Source organism: Glaciibacter superstes DSM 21135 (assembly GCF_000421145.1).
In the GTDB taxonomy this organism is placed as follows: domain Bacteria; phylum Actinomycetota; class Actinomycetes; order Actinomycetales; family Microbacteriaceae; genus Cryobacterium; species Cryobacterium superstes.
The window spans coordinates 235277-251959 of sequence record NZ_ATWH01000003.1; the positions used below are offsets into that span (position 1 = coordinate 235277).

Annotated in this window: 16 protein-coding genes and 1 pseudogene; 9 read left to right on the forward strand and 8 right to left on the reverse strand. The window is 65.8% G+C overall.

Features of this window, described 5'->3' with window-relative positions:
• Positions 1–5: 5 nt before the first annotated feature.
• Positions 6–1193, forward strand: coding sequence for an ROK family transcriptional regulator (locus K323_RS0105415; protein ID WP_022884273.1), 1188 nt, complete (start codon positions 6–8; stop codon positions 1191–1193).
• Between the two features lie 23 nt (positions 1194–1216).
• Here the strand turns inward: K323_RS0105415 and K323_RS0105420 are convergent, their stop codons facing one another.
• Positions 1217–2020 carry a gamma-glutamyl-gamma-aminobutyrate hydrolase family protein gene (locus K323_RS0105420; protein ID WP_022884274.1) on the reverse strand — a complete coding sequence of 268 codons (804 nt, stop codon included), beginning with the start codon at positions 2018–2020 and terminating at the stop codon, positions 1217–1219.
• A gap of 165 nt (positions 2021–2185) precedes the next feature.
• Between K323_RS0105420 and K323_RS30665 the strand changes: the two genes are divergently transcribed.
• The 3 genes and pseudogenes from K323_RS30665 to K323_RS0105435 all read left to right on the forward strand — a co-directional run.
• Positions 2186–4285, forward strand: a complete 2100-nt coding sequence (locus K323_RS30665) for a TPM domain-containing protein (RefSeq protein WP_022884275.1) — start codon at positions 2186–2188, stop codon at positions 4283–4285.
• A gap of 90 nt (positions 4286–4375) precedes the next feature.
• Positions 4376–5107, forward strand: coding sequence for a PspA/IM30 family protein (locus K323_RS0105430; RefSeq protein WP_022884276.1), 732 nt, complete (start codon positions 4376–4378; stop codon positions 5105–5107).
• 11 nt (positions 5108–5118) lie between these two features.
• Positions 5119–5826, forward strand: a pseudogene (locus K323_RS0105435) (NADPH-dependent F420 reductase); the annotation flags it as partial.
• Between the two features lie 17 nt (positions 5827–5843).
• Here K323_RS0105435 and K323_RS0105440 read toward each other — a convergent pair.
• Together K323_RS0105440 and K323_RS0105445 are read right to left on the reverse strand one after the other, a co-directional pair.
• On the reverse strand, positions 5844–7553 hold the full coding sequence (locus K323_RS0105440; RefSeq protein ID WP_022884278.1) for an ABC1 kinase family protein: 1710 nt from the start codon (positions 7551–7553) through the stop codon (positions 5844–5846).
• 5 nt (positions 7554–7558) lie between these two features.
• On the reverse strand, positions 7559–8104 hold the full coding sequence (locus K323_RS0105445) for a PadR family transcriptional regulator (RefSeq protein WP_026851274.1): 546 nt from the start codon (positions 8102–8104) through the stop codon (positions 7559–7561).
• Positions 8105–8316: 212 nt separating this feature from the next.
• Here K323_RS0105445 and K323_RS0105450 point away from each other — a divergent pair, with 212 nt between their 5' ends.
• Positions 8317–8757: a VOC family protein gene (locus K323_RS0105450; RefSeq protein WP_026851275.1), complete on the forward strand. Its 441-nt coding sequence runs from the start codon at positions 8317–8319 to the stop codon at positions 8755–8757.
• A gap of 351 nt (positions 8758–9108) precedes the next feature.
• On the opposite strand, the gene K323_RS24425 is transcribed toward K323_RS0105450, so the two are convergent.
• From K323_RS24425 to K323_RS0105470, 3 genes are all read right to left on the reverse strand, one after another.
• Positions 9109–9921 carry an arginase family protein gene (locus K323_RS24425; protein WP_022884281.1) on the reverse strand — a complete coding sequence of 271 codons (813 nt, stop codon included), beginning with the start codon at positions 9919–9921 and terminating at the stop codon, positions 9109–9111.
• A 221-nt stretch (positions 9922–10142) separates the two neighbouring features.
• Positions 10143–10556, reverse strand: coding sequence for a VOC family protein (locus K323_RS0105465; protein WP_022884282.1), 414 nt, complete (start codon positions 10554–10556; stop codon positions 10143–10145).
• A complete protein-coding gene (locus tag K323_RS0105470) occupies positions 10553–10837 on the reverse strand; it encodes an ArsR/SmtB family transcription factor (RefSeq protein WP_026851276.1) in 285 nt (94 codons plus the stop codon). The genes K323_RS0105465 and K323_RS0105470 overlap by 4 nt, the downstream gene beginning before the upstream one ends.
• Before the next feature lie 309 nt (positions 10838–11146).
• Here K323_RS0105470 and K323_RS0105480 point away from each other — a divergent pair, with 309 nt between their 5' ends.
• Positions 11147–11980, forward strand: a complete 834-nt coding sequence (locus K323_RS0105480) for an arginase family protein (RefSeq protein ID WP_022884285.1) — start codon at positions 11147–11149, stop codon at positions 11978–11980.
• A 126-nt stretch (positions 11981–12106) separates the two neighbouring features.
• Here K323_RS0105480 and K323_RS0105485 read toward each other — a convergent pair whose 3' ends face one another.
• Positions 12107–12493: a VOC family protein gene (locus K323_RS0105485; protein WP_026851277.1), complete on the reverse strand. Its 387-nt coding sequence runs from the start codon at positions 12491–12493 to the stop codon at positions 12107–12109.
• Between the two features lie 407 nt (positions 12494–12900).
• Between K323_RS0105485 and K323_RS0105490 the strand changes: the two genes are divergently transcribed.
• From K323_RS0105490 to K323_RS0105500, 3 genes are all read left to right on the forward strand, one after another.
• Positions 12901–13689 carry a crotonase/enoyl-CoA hydratase family protein gene (locus K323_RS0105490; protein ID WP_033372510.1) on the forward strand — a complete coding sequence of 263 codons (789 nt, stop codon included), beginning with the start codon at positions 12901–12903 and terminating at the stop codon, positions 13687–13689.
• 157 nt (positions 13690–13846) lie between these two features.
• Positions 13847–15298 (forward strand): dihydrolipoyl dehydrogenase family protein, encoded by a 1452-nt coding sequence (locus K323_RS0105495; RefSeq protein WP_022884288.1) that lies wholly within the window; start codon positions 13847–13849, stop codon positions 15296–15298.
• A 62-nt stretch (positions 15299–15360) separates the two neighbouring features.
• Positions 15361–15720 (forward strand): hypothetical protein, encoded by a 360-nt coding sequence (locus K323_RS0105500; protein ID WP_022884289.1) that lies wholly within the window; start codon positions 15361–15363, stop codon positions 15718–15720.
• A gap of 105 nt (positions 15721–15825) precedes the next feature.
• Here K323_RS0105500 and K323_RS0105505 read toward each other — a convergent pair whose 3' ends face one another.
• Complete coding sequence (locus tag K323_RS0105505; protein ID WP_051147208.1) at positions 15826–16683, reverse strand: ABC transporter ATP-binding protein; 858 nt, start codon at positions 16681–16683, stop codon at positions 15826–15828.

Consider the following 16683-nt stretch of genomic DNA (forward strand, 5'->3'; position numbering starts at 1 on the left):
GGCACATGTCTGCGACCACTGCCCCCGGTACACCAGCCTGGCTGGGCGCCTGGAATGACCGGGCCGCCCTGTCACTGCTGCTTGAGCACGGCCCGCTCAGCCGGGTGCGCATGGCGGAACTCGGCGAGATGTCCAAACCGACGGCATCACTCGTCGTGACGAGACTCGAATCGGCCGGGCTCATCCGCCCGGCGGGCGAGACCAGCACCGGTCCTGGGCGGCCGGCGAAGACCTACGTCGCACGCGCCGACCTGGTTCTGGGGGTCGCGATCGATATCGATGCGAAGCGCATCCGTGCCTGTCTGGTCGACGCCGTGCGCACCGTGCACGAAACCGTCGAGCTTTCCGTTTCGGCGCTCGCCCATGACCGCGATGCCGTGCGGGAGATCCGAGACGCCGTGCACGCAGCGTGCCGGCCGAGTGGCGCCGACCCGGCATCCGTTCTCAAGATATGCATCGGGGTTCAGGGCTACCTCCACACCCAGCGCGACGACCTGCTCGACAGCGAGACTCTGCCCGGCTGGCCGCGCACCGGCGTGCGGGAGTTGCTCGAGAACGAACTCGGCTTCACCGTTCAGATCGACAACGACGTGAACCTGGCCGCCGTCGCCGAACGCCTGGCAGGGTCGGCGACGGATGCCGCAAGCTTCGCCCTGCTCTGGCTCGGCAACGGTCTCGGGGCGGCCATCGACCTGGAAGGCACGCTCTTCCGCGGCACCTACGGCGCGGCAGGTGAGATCGGGTTCCTGCCGGCTCCCCACGGACTCCAGGGCAGAGACGGATCGCCCGCCCGCGACCTGCAAGACGTCATGGGCGGTAAAGCGATGGTGCGCCTCGCCCGCGAACACGGCGTGCACGGGCGGGGCCTTACCGGGATTCTCGAGGCTCTGGAAACCAGTGAAGCGCGCGGCGGGTTCCTGATTGAACTCGCACGGAGAATGGCGTTCGGCGTTGTGCCCTTGCTCGCGGTCGTCGACCCAGAACTCGTGGTGCTCGGTGGTCCGACCTGCATGGCCGGCGGAGCGGAACTGGCCGAACTGGTGTCGCAGCAGATTCAGCGCACCAGCCGCTGGTCACCGACGGTGCGAGCGAGCGCCGTGACCGGCAACCCGGTGCTGGTCGGGGCACAAGAGCTCCTGGCCTCCGACCTGCGAGAGGTACTGCTGGGTCGCGCTGCCCGCTCTGCGGCCTGACGCTCACGTTGCCACGGACGTGCTCAGGCAGCAACGGAAGTGGTCTGCGCGGCCGATCCTGCTGCGAGCTGGTGGCCAAGACCGGCTAGAAGCAGCGGCAGCTGGTGCGCGGGAGCAGCCGGCGCTTCGGGGTGCCATTGCACTCCGGTGATCGGGGCGCTCTCGTGTTCGAGCGCCTCGATGAGTCCGTCTGGAGCGTGCGCCGCGGCAACGAGTCCGTCGCCGAGGCGGTCAACGCTCTGGTGGTGCGCACTCTGCACAGAGACCTCGCGTGAGCCCAGGCTGCGTGTGAGGGCGCTGTCGGCGGCAAGGATGACACCGTGCTCGGTCAGCACCTGGTCGATCGGCACCCCGAATGTGCGGTGCACGCCGTCTTCCTTGATGTGCTGCACGATGCTGCCACCGAGCGCCACGTTGATCACCTGGAGTCCGCGGCAGATGCCAAGCAGCGGTGTGTTGCGGGCCACTGCCCGTCGCACCAGCGCAATCTGCCCTTCGTCGGCGGCCGCGAAGTGCAGGGTCTCCCCCTCATACCCTTCATGCGCGCCGTACAGCGCTGGTGTGATGTCTTCGCCACCAACGATGACGACTGCGTCACAGGCATCCGTCGTCTCCAGCAGTTCGGCGACCGTGACATCCGCCGCCGCCACGCGGGTGACCTGCCAGCCGCCGGCCTCGCCATCGGCGACGACCCGCGAATTGAGCGTCTGCACCTTCGCGTGGTACTCGGGCCGGTCCGGGCGATGCGCCGTCACTTCGACAACGGCCAGGCGCGGCAGGCCCACACGCGGCAGGTCGACACGCGGCAGATCGAAGGATGCGGACATGGTGCAAGTCTCTCGGGTACCGCCCGGTGCGCGCGAGGCGGCGTGTAACAGGCCGAAACAGTTCGACCCGCAGACTGTTCCCCCGTTCTTCCCAGCGAGTTCCTAGACTCGTCACCGGGCTGGCCGTAAGCTCGCAGAAGGTTCCCAACGCGAGAGAGCAGGCCGATGCGGGCACGATTGATGGTCGGAATCGGGCTGCTTGCTGCAGCGATGACCGTGACGGTGGGAGTTCCGACTGCCGCCTTCGCAGAGGACCCAGTGGAGTTCGGCTCAAGCCACATCGTCGACAAGGTCGGCGTGCTCGGCGACCGGGAATCCCAGGTGACCGACGCCGTCGACCGGCTGTACACCGAAACGGGCACCGATCTCTTCGTTGTCTACGTCGACAGCTTCACCGGAGTAGACAACCGGGACCAGTGGGCAGACGAGACCGCCGACAAGAACGGGATGGGCGCCACAGACGTGCTGCTCGCCGTTGCGACCGGTGACCGCCAGTACCAGTTGTCGGTGGCCGGCGACTTCGCACTGACGGATGCGCAATTGGGCGAAGTCGAATCTGTCGCCATTGAGTCGGCGCTACGGGAAAACGACTGGGCCGGCGCCGCGATCGGGGCAGCAGACGGTCTCACCGCCAGTCTGACCGGTGGCGAGGTGACCGCACCGGATGTCACGCCAGGCGAAGCCCAACCGAGCGGGTCAGGAGGCGGTTTCAACCCGCTCTGGATCGTGCTCCTCGCTCTCGTTGTCATCGCGATCATCGTCTTCTTCATCGTGCGAAGTCGCCGTCGTGCATCGGGAGGCGCCGGGAAGAACGGCGGCGTTCCGATCGCCGAACTCAAACAACAGGCGGGCAGCGCGCTCGTTCAGACGGATGACGCAATCAAGACGAGCGAGCAGGAGCTCGGTTTCGCAATCGCCCAGTACGGTGCTGACTCCACCGTTGAATTCAAGAAGGCGCTGGCAACGGCAAAGGAGCAACTCACCCAGGCGTTCACCCTGCAGCAACAGCTCGATGACTCCGCGCCAGACACCGAGGAGCAACAGCGCGCCTGGTACGTGCAGATCGCCGAGCTCTGCGAGGGCGCCAACACCTCGCTCGATGCCCAGAAGAAATCTTTCGACGCGCTGCGAGCGCTCGAGAAGAACGCACCGGCGGCGGCCGGGGCCGTCGCAGCGGAGGCGGATGGCCTGGATGCTCGCGTCACAGCAGCCGAGAGCACCCTCACCACGTTGTCCGCCGGGTACACGGCGGAATCCATCGCCACCGTGGCCGACAACGCCGTCCAGGCCGCAGAACGCCTGGCTTTCGCGCGGGCCGCACTGACTGATGTCGATGCCAGGCTCGCGGCGGGCGAGACGGCAACGGCGGCCGTCGGCATCCGTTCGGCTGAAGCGGCCGTCGACCAGGCCACGGTTTTGGTCGACGCGGTCGACCGGTTGGGCACCGACCTTCGTGCAGCCACCCAGAGTGCGAGTTCGACCATCGCCGATCTGGAAGCCGATCTGCTCACCGCACGCGGTCTTCCGGTTGGAGACGGCCCGTCTGCCGCGCTTCCCGCCGTGATCGCGTCCACGGAGCGAACGCTCTCCGAGGCGAAGAGCGCCATGGCATCCGGCCAGATCAACCCCATCGAACTCGGCACAAAGCTAGAAGCCGCCAATGTGCAGATGGACGCCGTGCTGCAGGGAGTGCGCGACGCCGAGGCGCAGGTCAAGCGCGCCAGGGCTGCACTCGGCCAGGCGATCCAGTCCTCGCACAGCCAGATTTCGGCCGCCGAGGACTTCATCACCACCAGGCGAGGCGCGGTGGGGGCGGATGCCCGCACCAGGCTCGCCGAGGCCGGTCGGCTGGTCGTTCTGGCCGAGTCGCAGGCCGGGACCGACCCGGAGACGGCCCTCACGTCTGCCCAGCGTGCCAATTCGCTAGCCGCGGAAGCCGTGCAACTCGCACGAAACGACGTCGGAGGATTCCAGGACGGCGGCTACGAGAGCGACGGCGGGTCTGGTTACGGCGGGTCTGGCGGCCTGTCCGGGATGTTCGGCGGCAGTTCGTACGGCGGCGGGTCTTCTGGGGGTGGCGGCGACCTCCTGATGGGCGCCATCCTCGGCGGTCTCTTCAGCGGCGGAGGCGGGGGCGGTGGCCGCTCGTCATCTGGTTGGGGAGGCGGCAGCAGCTCACGCAGCCGGAGTTCGTCTCGCAGCAGCGGTTCACGCCGCAGCTCAAGCGGTTCACGCTCACGACGCGGGGGTGGCGGCCGCTTCTAGAACCTGTCACCGACATCCGCTCGCCGTCTTCTCCCCATCAACGTCTCACTGTCAACCACACCATGCACAATCCCCGAAAGGACACGCACAATGAGTAAACAGTCCATCTTTGGCCGCATCTCCCAGCTCGCGAAGGCGAACATCAATGCGCTCCTGGACTCCGCTGAAGACCCGAAGCTCATGCTCGACCAGATGGTGCGCGACTACACGAACAGCATCGCCGACGCCGAGAGTGCCATTGCCGAGACGATCGGCAACCTGCGGCTGCTCGAGGATGACCACCGCGAAGACGTCGAGGCCGCAGGCGAATGGGGTAACAAAGCCCTGGCCGCCAGCCGCAAGGGCGACGAACTGCGTGCCTCAGGCAACACGACGGATGCCGACAAGTTCGACAACCTGGCCAAGGTTGCCCTCGGGCGCCAGCTGCAGTCCGAGAAGGAAGCCAAGGACGCCGACCCGCAGATCGCGTCTCAGACGCAGGTCGTCGAGCAGTTGAAGAACGGCCTCAACGCGATGAAGCAGAAGCTGAACCAGCTGGCGTCGAAGCGCGACGAGCTCATCGCCCGTTCCAAGACCGCCCAGGCCCAGTCCCAGGTGATGGATGCCGTGAAGAGCATCGACATCATGGACCCGACGAGCGAGGTCAGCCGGTTCGAAGACAAGATCCGTCGCGAAGAGGCCAAGGTTCGCGGTGCGCAGGAGCTCGCTGCGTCCAGCCTCGATTCCCAGTTCGAGAGCCTGGAAGACATCGGTGAGCTCACCGAGGTCGATGCCAGGCTCGCCGCGCTGAAGGCCGGGCAGTCGCCGGCAATCGGCCAGTAGCACCGACAGAGAGCTCGACGCGTGATGGCGCCTGCGGGAATATCCCGCAGGCGCTATCGCTTTCCGCAAGCATGACAACTCTCGGACTCATCGGCGCCGGTCACATCGGCAGCCAGCTCGCACGCCTCGGCGTGGCCAACGGATACGACGTCGTCGTGAGCAACTCGCGCGGCCCCGATACCCTGCAGGACCTGGTCACCGAACTCGGTGACCAGGCGCGGGCGGCAACCCCCGCAGAGGCCGCTGCCGCAGCTGACCTCGTGGTGGTGACGATTCCCCTGAGCGGGATCGCCTCGCTTCCGGTGGCCGAACTGGCCGGCAAGATCGTGATCGACACCAACAACTACTATCCGCAGCGCGACGGCAACATTCCGGCGCTCGACGATGAGTCCACGACGGTCTCCGAGCTTCTGCAGGACAAGCTGCCGGACTCGAAGGTGGTCAAGGCCTTCAATCACATCTATGCGTCTGCGCTGACCGAGGATGCCCAGCCGACCGGCTCTGACAACCGCAGGGCGCTCATCGTGGCCGGAGACGACGCATCCGCTCGCCTGCGTGTGACGGAGCTGCTGAACACTTTCGGCTTCGACGCCGTTGACCTGGGTCCGCTCGCCGAGGGGTGGCGCATCCAGCGCGACACCCCCGGTTACGGCCCGCGCATGAACGATGCCGAATTGCGGGCCGCGACCGTCGCCGCGAAGCGCTACCGCGACATGTGACTCATCGGACATGAGGCCTATCCGCGACGGGACGCGAAGAGCGCGTGCAGCAGCGGAAGGATCGACGCGATCATCAGCACCGTGCCGAACACCGCATCCTCGGCGCGGAGCAGGACACCAGCGACGAGGAGTCCGCCGAACAGGAGCGCCGAGACCAGTCGCTGCGCGGAGCGTTCCAGCCGGGCAACCCGGCGTTCGAGGGCGGGGCTTTGCCCCGAAACGGAGCCGTCCTCGATCCGGGTGATGATCTCGTCAAGACGCTGTGGCAACCGCACGGCGATCCCTGCGACCTCAAGCGCCTGCTGAGCGACATCCTTTACCACGTTGCCGCCCTCGTCTCGCAGCAGTTGCGCCGCGTACGGTTCGACGGAATCCCACAGGTTGAAGTCCGGGTCGAGCGCGCTGCACACCCCAGAGGTGAGTGACATGGCACGGATGATGAGCAGGAAGTTCTCCGGCAGCTGGAACGGCAACGAGCGGACCACATCACCGAACTGCCGCGCGAAGTCTCGAAATTCGCGCGGGTCGACGTCGCGCAGCTCTGCGAATCCCATGCCGCCGAACCGGGCGAAGAGCTGCACCATCGCCCGCTCTAGCTCCGTCGTCTCAGCTGTCGGTAGCAGCACACCCAGGTCGCGGATCGCTTTCACCAGACCCTTGCCGTCGCGCGACGCGGCCGCGATCAGCAGTTTCCGCAGGCCGCTGCGGGTGCTGCTCGGCACTTCCCCCATCATGCCGAAGTCGATGAACGTCAGTCTCCACGGGCGAGCCCCGGAGCCGTCGGTGACCGGTGTGACGAAGATATTGCCCGGGTGCGGGTCGGCGTGGAAGAAGCCGTGGGTGAACAACTGGTCGAACATCACCGTCGCGAAGACGGCTGCCACCTCCCCCGGGTCGATTCCGGCGGCGCGGAGCGCATCCCTATCGGTGATCTTGATCGCCGTCACATCCTCAAGAGTGAGGACGCGCCTGGTAGTGCGCTCCCACACGACTGCGGGAACCGCCACCCGATCATCGCCTGCAAAATCCGCCGCGAAACGCTCCGAATTTGTGGCTTCGTGCAGGTAGTCGATCTCTTCGAGGCTCGTGACCGCGAACTCCTCCACGAGGGCGGGCATATCAACACGGTCAGAGATGAGACGCACGCGGCTGAGCCATCCGCCCACCTTGCGCAGTGCTGCGAGGTCGACATCGACGACCTCATCGATGCCCGGTCGCTGCACCTTGAGTACGACCCCCCTCAGCCCCGTGTCGGTTGCGTCGAGAGCGCCGAGAGTGGCGCGGTGCGCCTGACCGAGAGATGCCGCCGCCACCGGTGTCTCGTCAATCGTCGCGAACGCCCGCTCGAGCGACACGCCGAGCTCCGCCTCGGCAAGCGAACGGATCCCCGGGAACGGCACAGGAGGTACTTCGTCCTGCAGTCCCTCGAGTTCGGACGTGATCTCGGGTGGCAGCACGTCGAGCCGCGACGACATGAACTGGCCGACCTTGATCATCAGCCCCCCGAGTTCCACCGCGAGCACGTGGAAGCGGCGTGCGAAGCGCTGCATCCGCCGCCGCCGGGTGCTCTCGGCGATTTTCGTGAGGCCGATGCGTGGGAGGAACAGTTCGAACCACCACGTCACGGCAAGATTCCACCCTGCGAACCGCAGGATGCGACGATAGCGAGCGCGTGTGTTCCCGGCCCCGGCCAGCGAATCTCCTCGACCCTGGCGAACCGACGACACCTCCGTCAGTCCTGAGCGAGAATCGAGTAGAGCCGACGACGTGCCTCGTCGAGCACTGTCACCGCCTGCTGAACCTGCTCCGGCGAGCCAGTGCGACCCACCTGGGCGGCAGCCTGCGCGAGCTCCACGCCCGCCTTGGGCAGGGCGGTGAACCCGCCATTGTCGCCCGCGCTCGCGGTCTCCCACGGGGCGGTTGCGCCGGAACCGGCGACCGCCTCGCGCCCAACCTCGGTCAGCGCATAGGTCTTGCGGCCGTTCGACTCCTCTGCGCTGATCAGCCCCTCGTCGGCGAGCAGCTGCAGCGTCGGGTATACGGAGCCGGCGCTCGGCTTCCAGGCGCCGTTGCTGCGCTCCTCGATTTCCCGGATGATCTGGTAGCCGTGCATCGGCTTCTCCGCCAGCAGCGCAAGCACTGCCGCACGCACGTCGCCTCGGCCCATGCGGCTGCCAGCGCGCTTCTCAAATGTCGATCGCAATTGCTCCATTACCTGCCACATACCCTCGGCATGGTTACCGGCGCCGAATCCTCCTGCTGGGAACGAATTACCCATGATGACCTCCCGCTTGACTATGAACGATACTCAACGATACATCGTTGTGTTGCCAAGCGACATAGTTCGGGAATGCTCACTGGACAGCGACCTCTAGCGGATCGTTAGCCGGGCGCAGACTCTGCGCCGCGCGGCGGAGTCTTCCTCTCGTCCTGGATTCGCCGTAGGCTCCGTCCTGGGCCGTGCAGAACGAATTCTTGGAGGCTGTGCTCATGTCGCGAATCATTCGGTTCGACCACGTCGGTGTCACCGTTCAGGACCTCGACCACGTGACGGCGTTCTTCGTTGGACTCGGTCTCGAGATCGAGGGCAGAGCGTTCGTGGAGGGTGAGTTCATCGACACGGTCATAGCGATCCCTGATTCCCGGACAGAGATCGTTATGTTGCGAACGCCTGACGGAGGTACAGGAGTGGAGCTTTCCAACTTTGTCCGGCCCGACCCCGAGCGGGTATCGCCGGCCGCCATGGCTAACGAGCTCGGGCTGCGCAGTTTGTCCTTCGAAGTCGACGATCTCCAGGCGCAGGTCGACCGGCTGGCCACGGAGGGGTACGGGTTGGTCGGTGGCATCGGCCAGTATGAGCGTGTCTGGCGCATGGCCTACGTGCGTGGCCCGGAAGGAATCATCGTGGCCTTGGCCGAGCGGATCAGCTGACGCGGCCACCGCATAGCGGCATTGGCCGGGTCCCCTTAAAGTAAAGCGCATCCATCAAGGTGTCCCACGCCCTCGGGCTCCGACTGCATGTCGAGGCCATCGTCTGACGCTGCCCGCAAGCAGTTGATTTGGAGAGGCCAGATTCCCGCAAGCGGAACCTCTACCGGGCGCCAAAGTGGGCTGCGTGTGGACGGATCTAGAACGAGGTATCCGCCGTACGCAGCTCCGCTTAGCGAGTAGGAGAGGTGGGTGAAACGCCGGTGCGGACATCCCGTACGCTACGGAGCCGAAGCTCTTCTTTGAAACGCCGATGTGTCGCGGTCTCCGTTGACGGGCGCATTGCGGTACGAACTATGGGCGGATGAGGTGCTGGAAGGTTTCGAGGATGAGCTCCACGCTGAGGTGCTCGGGTAGGTTGGGTTCGCCGGCTTCGAACTCGGCTAGCTCCACCCCGCGGATGCTCTCGGTCGGCAGTGCGGCGAAGATAGCTGAGATTTGGTGAGGGCGTAGGCCGTCGGGGACCTTGTACGCCGCGGGAATGTAGCCGGGCTCGAGCACGTCCCAGTCGACGTGGATCCAAAGGGGCCTGTCTGCAACAAATTGGCTCACGGCCGCAGGCGTGCTTTCTGACGGAGAGAAGATACGCACTCCGGCTGCGGTCAAGAGTTCTCGTTCTGCCTCGTCGATGTCCCGGGCTCCGACGAGGGCAACCTGAGTGGGGTTCAGCCCCGCGCCGTGACCGCTGTCCCAGAGCCCACAGGCCCCGGACAGGGCCATGCCGCCGAGGTAGCCAGAGCCAGTCGTATCTGGGGTGTTGAAGTCTCCGTGCGCGTCGATCCATAGGACCACTGCATCCGGAAAGCGCTCTGCGACCTCCGGCAGTGTTGCGAGGCTTGCCGCGCAAGTGTTCGTGGCAAGAATAGGAATCGATCCGACGTCAAGAGCTCGCCCGAGCGCTGATCGAAGTTCGGTCAGGACTGCGTTCGCAGCCGGGAGGCTTTGGGTCCAGTCGTCATCGCGCGCTGCCGTCGGTGTTCCAATGTGAACAGGATCGACACCAAGAAGCGAGGCCAGAGCATCGCCCGTCAGACGAGCTCCCACGAGCGCTCCGTCTGTCCTGTCCGCAACGCGCCCCTGCGAAACGATCACCGTGTGCTTTGTCATATTCTCCCATCCGCCAGCTACTCAACAAGTATCCCTGATGCAACTGCTTAGAGGCACCGCGGTGCGCGGAGAACGATTCGCTGCCGGGTGCTACAGGGTGCCGGCGATCTGCTGTTTGGCGCGGGCGAAACGACTGCGAACGATCACAGAACGCCGCCACAGAGCGATCAAACTCACAGCACGATTCGATTCGTTGACCGAGTTGCCCGCAAGCGGAACCCTCAGCGGGCGTCGGCGTGGTTCTTGTCCGCCTTCTCTTCGATGAGCTGAATGAGGTTGCCGCACGTGTCATCAAAAACGGCCACGACAGCAGTGCCGACGTCAGTTGGCGACTGCGTGAACACCACGCCCTTGCTAGTCAGCCTGGCGTGCTCGGCCTCGAGGTCGTCGACGGCGAATTGAGCGAGTGGGATGCCGTCTTCGACAAGAGCATCCCGATACGGCTTCACGGCATGATGATCCGACGGCTCCAGCAACAGCTCCGGACCGTCAATCGATTCGGGCGACACGACGGTGAGCCAGAAGTTATCACCGAGGGGGATGTCCCGCCGCTTCGTGAAGCCGAGCACCTCAGTGTAGAAGGTGAGAGCTGCTCGCTGGTCGTCGACGAACACGCTCGTCAGGGCAATTCTCATTGTTCGGTCCTCTTTCTGGTGGGCCATCGTCCGGTGATCTCGGCGAGTGGCTCGGGATTGAAGTAGTGAAACTTGGAACGTCCGCGCCGCTCCGTCACGACGAGGCCAGCCGACTCGAGCACGCCGAGGTGCTGCGAGATCGCCTGGCGCGTAAGGCTGAGGCCATGCCGCATCGTGAGCACGGAACAGATCTCGAAGAGGGTCTGGCCGTCGCGCACTGATAGTTCGTCGAGGACGAGGCGCCTCGTCTCATCGTCGAGAGCTCGGAAGACATGGACCATGGACATACTTTAGGCAAGGCGCGACTTGCATGTCAACGCCTGTTCATCGATAGCGCGAGCGGTCCTCCGTCAGCACGAGGTGCTGGATGACCATCGAGGGGCGGGCTGTCCTATCGATGAACGGTCAGGCGGGGTTCCTCGCTGAGCTGGCCCGTAAGCCGGACGTCGACCGGGACGCGTGCAGACGGCTTTGGACATTCTCGTAATCCAGACAGTCCCCGCTACCTGCACAACCCTGCAAAATTGGGGCAGCCGCGCAGGCGAGTACTGAAGATGCCTCGTTCGATGCTGAGAGAGGATACTTGAGGCGTGCCTGCGAACTTCGTTGTTGTGCCCCAGTGGCAAGGATCGGTCTCGCCACGTGCAATGCGCCTTGCTGACGGCGCGGTCGCCATCAGGGGCGACCTGCCGGCATCCGCCACCACCGATGTGGAGGTCCCGACGGAGGCCGGCGATTCCCTCGACACCGGGATCAGCCGGTTCTCGGCGCTGGTGGCCGTACGGCAGCGGATGTCGCAAGCTCAGGCTGGCACCTCAGACTGGACGTTGACCGTCGGTGGCGACTGCGGTGTCTCCCTCACGGCCGTCGAAAACGCAGCCGCGCGGCATCCGGACGACGTCGCGCTGGTCTGGTTCGACGCCCACCCCGACCTGCATACCCCCGAGTCGTCGCCATCTGGCGGGTTCACCGGCATGGCGTTGCGCGCGATCACCGGAGAGGGCGTTGAAGGGCTTCGGCTCTCTGGCTCCGGGGCTGTGCCGCTCGAGCGAGTGGTGCTCGCCGGAACGCGAGACATCGACGCGGCGGAAGCGGAGGTCATCCGCGCCCGGTCGGTCGCCATTCTCGGATCAGACGACCTGGAGACTCCAGAGGCTCTCGTTGAAGCGGTGCGACGCACCGGTACCGCGCACGTGTACCTGCACATCGACCTCGATGTGCTCGATCCTGCTGCCCTGAACGGGCTGGCCAATCCGTTGCCGTTCGGCATCGACGTCGGCACTCTCACGACGGCGATCACGGCACTGCGAGCGGACTTCACCCTGGCGGGCGCGACCATCGCCGGTTTCTCCCCCTCATCACCGGAGCACGCAGAAGACGACCTGCCGAGCATCCTGCGCATCATCGGCGCGCTCACCCGCTGAGCTGTCAGCTGCCGCGGGGAGATTACGTCCAGCTGCGGGCATCACCACCCCGTATATACGGATGCGATGCCCCAGGGCTGGATGTAATCGCTCCGCACTGGCGGTGGACGGTTATGAATCGGTTCTTCAACTCGCTCGTTCGGCGTCACTGCGCAGGATGCAGAACTCGTTGCCTTCGGGGTCGCCGAGTACGACCCACCCTGATCCGTCCGGGAGCCGTCGGTCATCGACGGTGTGGGCGCCCAACTCCAGCAGGCGCGTCAGCTCCTGGTCGCGAGTGCCCTCGGCAGGCACGAGGTCCAGGTGCAGTCGGTTCTTAACCTGCTTCGCTTCCGGAACCTCGATGAACAGCAGTCGCTGGGCGCCGTCAGGGGAGAAGATCATGCACTCGGCATCACCGGGCTCGTCTGGATTGTCAACGTCCTGTGCGAATCCGAGCACCTTTCCCCAAAACACCGACAGGGGGTAGGCGTCAAGGCAGTCGAAGGTTGTGTGCGAGATCAGTGCGGTCATGACGGCAATACTCCCAAGGTGCCAACCCATGGTCAACTCGCACCGCATTCAACTTTTGCCCAGAACAAATGCCAGAAACACGCCGGCCGAACCATCGGGGAGAACTCTGCCCAGGTGCGCGTCTAAGAAGGAATCCGGCTCCACAGACCGCGCCGGATTTCGAGACGCGGCCTCGCAAGCTCGGTCGCTCCTAATCAGCGAATGGGCGGCACGGCTCGCTCACACACTGAGCTGTCGGCGTCCGGGGTGATCATATCCAGCTGTGGGCATCACCGCCCCGTATATAACGACGCGAGGTCGCAGGGCTGGACGTAATCCCCGCGCAGCGCGGCGAAGCTAGCATGGCAGGGGCGCGGACAGCGCCGGCGACAGGCATCAGGCATGAGACATCCGTCGAGGGAGACGCAGTGAGCGACGAGCAGAGAATCATCACCGAACGACGCGGCCACGTGCTGCTGATCGGCTTCAATCGGCCAGAGAAGCGCAATGCCGCCGACTTCGCCCTGCTGCAGCAGCTCGCACTCGCCTACGGTGACCTCGAGCGCGATCTCGAACTCCGCGTGGGTGTTGTGCACGCGGTCGGCGACCATTTCACCGCCGGACTCGACCTGGCCGACATCGGTCCCCGTCTCGGCCCGGATGGACTCGACGTCGTGCCGCCAGGCGGCATCCATCCGTGGCAGGTCGCCGGACAGTCCCTCACCAAACCGGTTGTCATCGCTGTGCAAGGGACGTGCCTGACGCTCGGCATCGAACTCATCCTCGCCAGCGATATCGCCGTCGCCGCGCAGTCGACACAATTCGGGCAGATCGAGGTCTCCCGTGGCATCCTTCCGTTCGGCGGTGCGACCATCCGTTTCCCGCGCGCTGTCGGCTGGGGCAACGCCATGCGCTGGATCCTCACCGGCGACCTGTTCGACGCGGCTGAAGCGCACCGGATCGGCCTGGTGCAGGAGGTCGTCCCAGACGGCACCCAGCTCGATCGTGCGCTCGAACTCGCCGAGCGTATCGCCGCCCAGGCTCCGCTCGCTGTGCAGGCCACCCTCGCCAATGCACGAAAAGCGATATGGGAAGGCGACGCCGCCGCTGAAGCTGACCTCCAGCCCGGTCTCGCCCGATTGGCCGCCAGCGAAGACGCCCGGATCGGTATGGAAGCGTTCCTCACCCGACAGCCGGCAAGGTTCGTGGGTCGCTGACCGATGCAGCGATCGACGCACTGACCGGCGTGCCGACCGGCGTGCCGACCGACTCCGGTTCAGGGCTGTCCCCCTCGACGGATGCCGGGGTAGGCTGCGAAGACGTGCCGCGGCCGGGCGCCGCTGAGCACGGAATCCGCAAGCGACAGGGGACGAGATGACATCCGCAGCCGAAACGTACGACCTCATCGTGATCGGCGGCGGCTCGTCGGGCGAAAACGTCGCCGATCGGGCTGTTCAGGGCGGTCTGACCGCCGTCATCATCGAGAGCGAGCTCGTCGGCGGCGACTGTTCGTATTGGGCATGCATGCCGTCGAAGGCCCTCATCCGTGCCGGCACGGCCCTCGATGCCGCGCGCAGGGTCGGGGGCGCGGCCGAGGCCGTCACCGGCGAACTCGATGCCCGCGCGGCGTTCGCCCGCCGTGACCGGGTCACACACAACTGGTCGGACGAGTCGCAGGTGAGGTGGTTGGATTCAGCCGAAATCGCGCTGGTTCGCGGCCACGCACGCATCACCGGCGTGCGCGAGGTCACGGTCACTGCAGACGACGGAGCTACCACTGTTCTCACCGCCACCCACGCCGTGGCGGTCTGCAGCGGATCTGCTGCACTGCTCCCAGACATTCCCGGGCTCGCCGACGTTGACCCGTGGAGCAGCCGCGAGGCGACCAGCGCCACCGAGGTGCCGACCAGCCTGGCCATCATCGGGGGCGGCACCGTCGGCGCCGAGATGGCGACCGCATACGCGGCGCTCGGCACGACGGTGACCCTCGTTGTGCGTGGCACACTGCTGGGCAAACTCGAGCCGTTCGCCGGCGAACTGGTGACGGATGCCCTGCGCGCGGCAGGCGCCACCGTCCTCACCGGGGTCTCCGCGACAGAACTCGCTCGCAATGCAGACGGTGATGTTGAGCTGAGCCTCGACGACGGCAGCACGGTCACCGCGAGCCAGGTGCTCGTTGCCACCGGCCGGATTCCGCGCACCCAGGACCTCGGCCTGGGAGTCGTCGGAATGTCCGACGGTGACTGGCTCACCGTTGATGACACGATGCTGGTGCGGGGTGACTCCCCGGTGCTGGAGGGTGAATGGCTCTACGCGACGGGTGACGTCAACAACCGCGCCCTGCTCACCCACCAGGGCAAATACCAGGCCAGGGCAGCGGGCGACGTCATCGCGGCCAGGGCGAACGGCAAGCCGGTCGATGACGAGCCGTGGGGAACCCACGTCGCTACCGCAGACCACGCCGCCGTGCCGCAGGTGACATTCACCGACCCCGAAGTGGCCTCGGTCGGGCTCACCGCCGAGGCCGCGGAGAAGGCCGGCTACCGCATCCGTGTTCTTGATTACGACCTCAGCTGGCTGGGCGGTGCCACCGTGCTGGCCGATGATTACACCGGCCAGGCTCGGGCCATCGTCGACGAAGACCGCCAGGTTCTGCTCGGAGTCACCTTCGTCGGACAGGACGTCGGCGAACTGCTGCACTCCGCGACTATCGCCGTGGTCGGCGAGGTGCCGTTGGCGCGACTCTGGCACGCGGTGCCGAGCTACCCCACCCTGAGCGAGGTCTGGCTCCGATTCCTTGAGGCGTATGGCCGTCCCAGCATTTAACGCCGCGTCAGAACTCAGCATGCTTCAGCGTCGCTGGCAGTTTCACCACGTAGGCTTGCCGGGTGCGCCGCATCCTCTTCGACTCCCCCATCAGCCGGGCCGGCTACCTCTACGCAACGCTGGTCGGGATCGTCTGGGGTTCGATCTGGAGTACAGGCAAGGTCGAGCGCCGCAACGGCATGATCGTGTTCCGCGGGATGCCGAAATGGTCGTTCGGACGCGGCGGCTCCTGCGTCGGCGGTTGCTACCTCACGCACCAGAACGTGTCTGCCGATGTGCTCGAACATGAGGCCGTGCACAAACTGCAGTGGCAGCGATACGGAATGGTCTTCCCGCTGTTATACCTGCTCGCAGGCCGCAATCCGCTGAAGAACCGGTGGGAGATCGAGGCCGGCCTCGAAAAGGGCGGCTACCTGCGCTGAGTGGGGCGCAATGTTCGGGTGCAGCGCTACACCCAAGCCGCGATGCACCTAAGCCTCGCCGAGCCGTGACTTAAGCATGTTCCCAGCGCTGGGAAGGTGCTTAGCTCACGGCTCGGCGACGGGTGGGTGACGGATGCCGGTGCGTGCGGCACGCGGAATGACCAGCGGTGTCCCAGACTCGGGGTCTGGGATGATCACGCAGGCCAGGCCGAAGACGTCTTCGACGAGCTCTGCGGTGAGGATCTGCGCAGGGTCGCCGACGGCAACGACGCGGCCAGCCTTCATCACGACGAGGTTGGTGGCGTACCTGGCCGCCTGGTTCAGGTCGTGCAACACCAGGGCCAGGGTGCGCCCTTCCGCATGCAGGCGGGCGCAGAGTTCGAGCACTTCGTACTGGTGAGCGATGTCGAGGAAGGTCGTCGGCTCGTCGAGCAGGAGAAGACCAGTCTGCTGCGCCAGCACCATCGCGATCCAGACCCGCTGGCGCTGGCCACCGGAGAGTTCGGCGACGTAGCGCTCGGCGAGTTCCTCACTGTTCGTCGCGGCGAGCGCTTCTTCCACAGCGCGCTCGTCGACTGCCGACCACTGCCGAAGCAGCCTCTGGTGGGGAAACCGGCCCCGACCCACCAGGTCGCGCACCGTGATCGCCTCTGGGGCGATCGGACTCTGCGGCAGCATGGCGAGCTGTCGGGCGACGGCCTTGCTGCGATAGGACGCGAGTGGGCGGCCGTCGAGCAGCACCTCACCGGCAGCGGGCGACAGCGTGCGCGAGAGCGCTTTGAGAAGCGTCGACTTTCCGCAGGCGTTCGGCCCGACGATGATCGTGAATCCTCCGGACGGGATGTCGATGGAGAGGTCGTCGACCACCACCCGTCTGTCGTAGGCCAGGCGCAGTCCTCGAGCGGACAGGCGAGGAGCCGTCGGCACTGCCTGCGCATCTGGGCCGGGTACAGCGGATGCCAT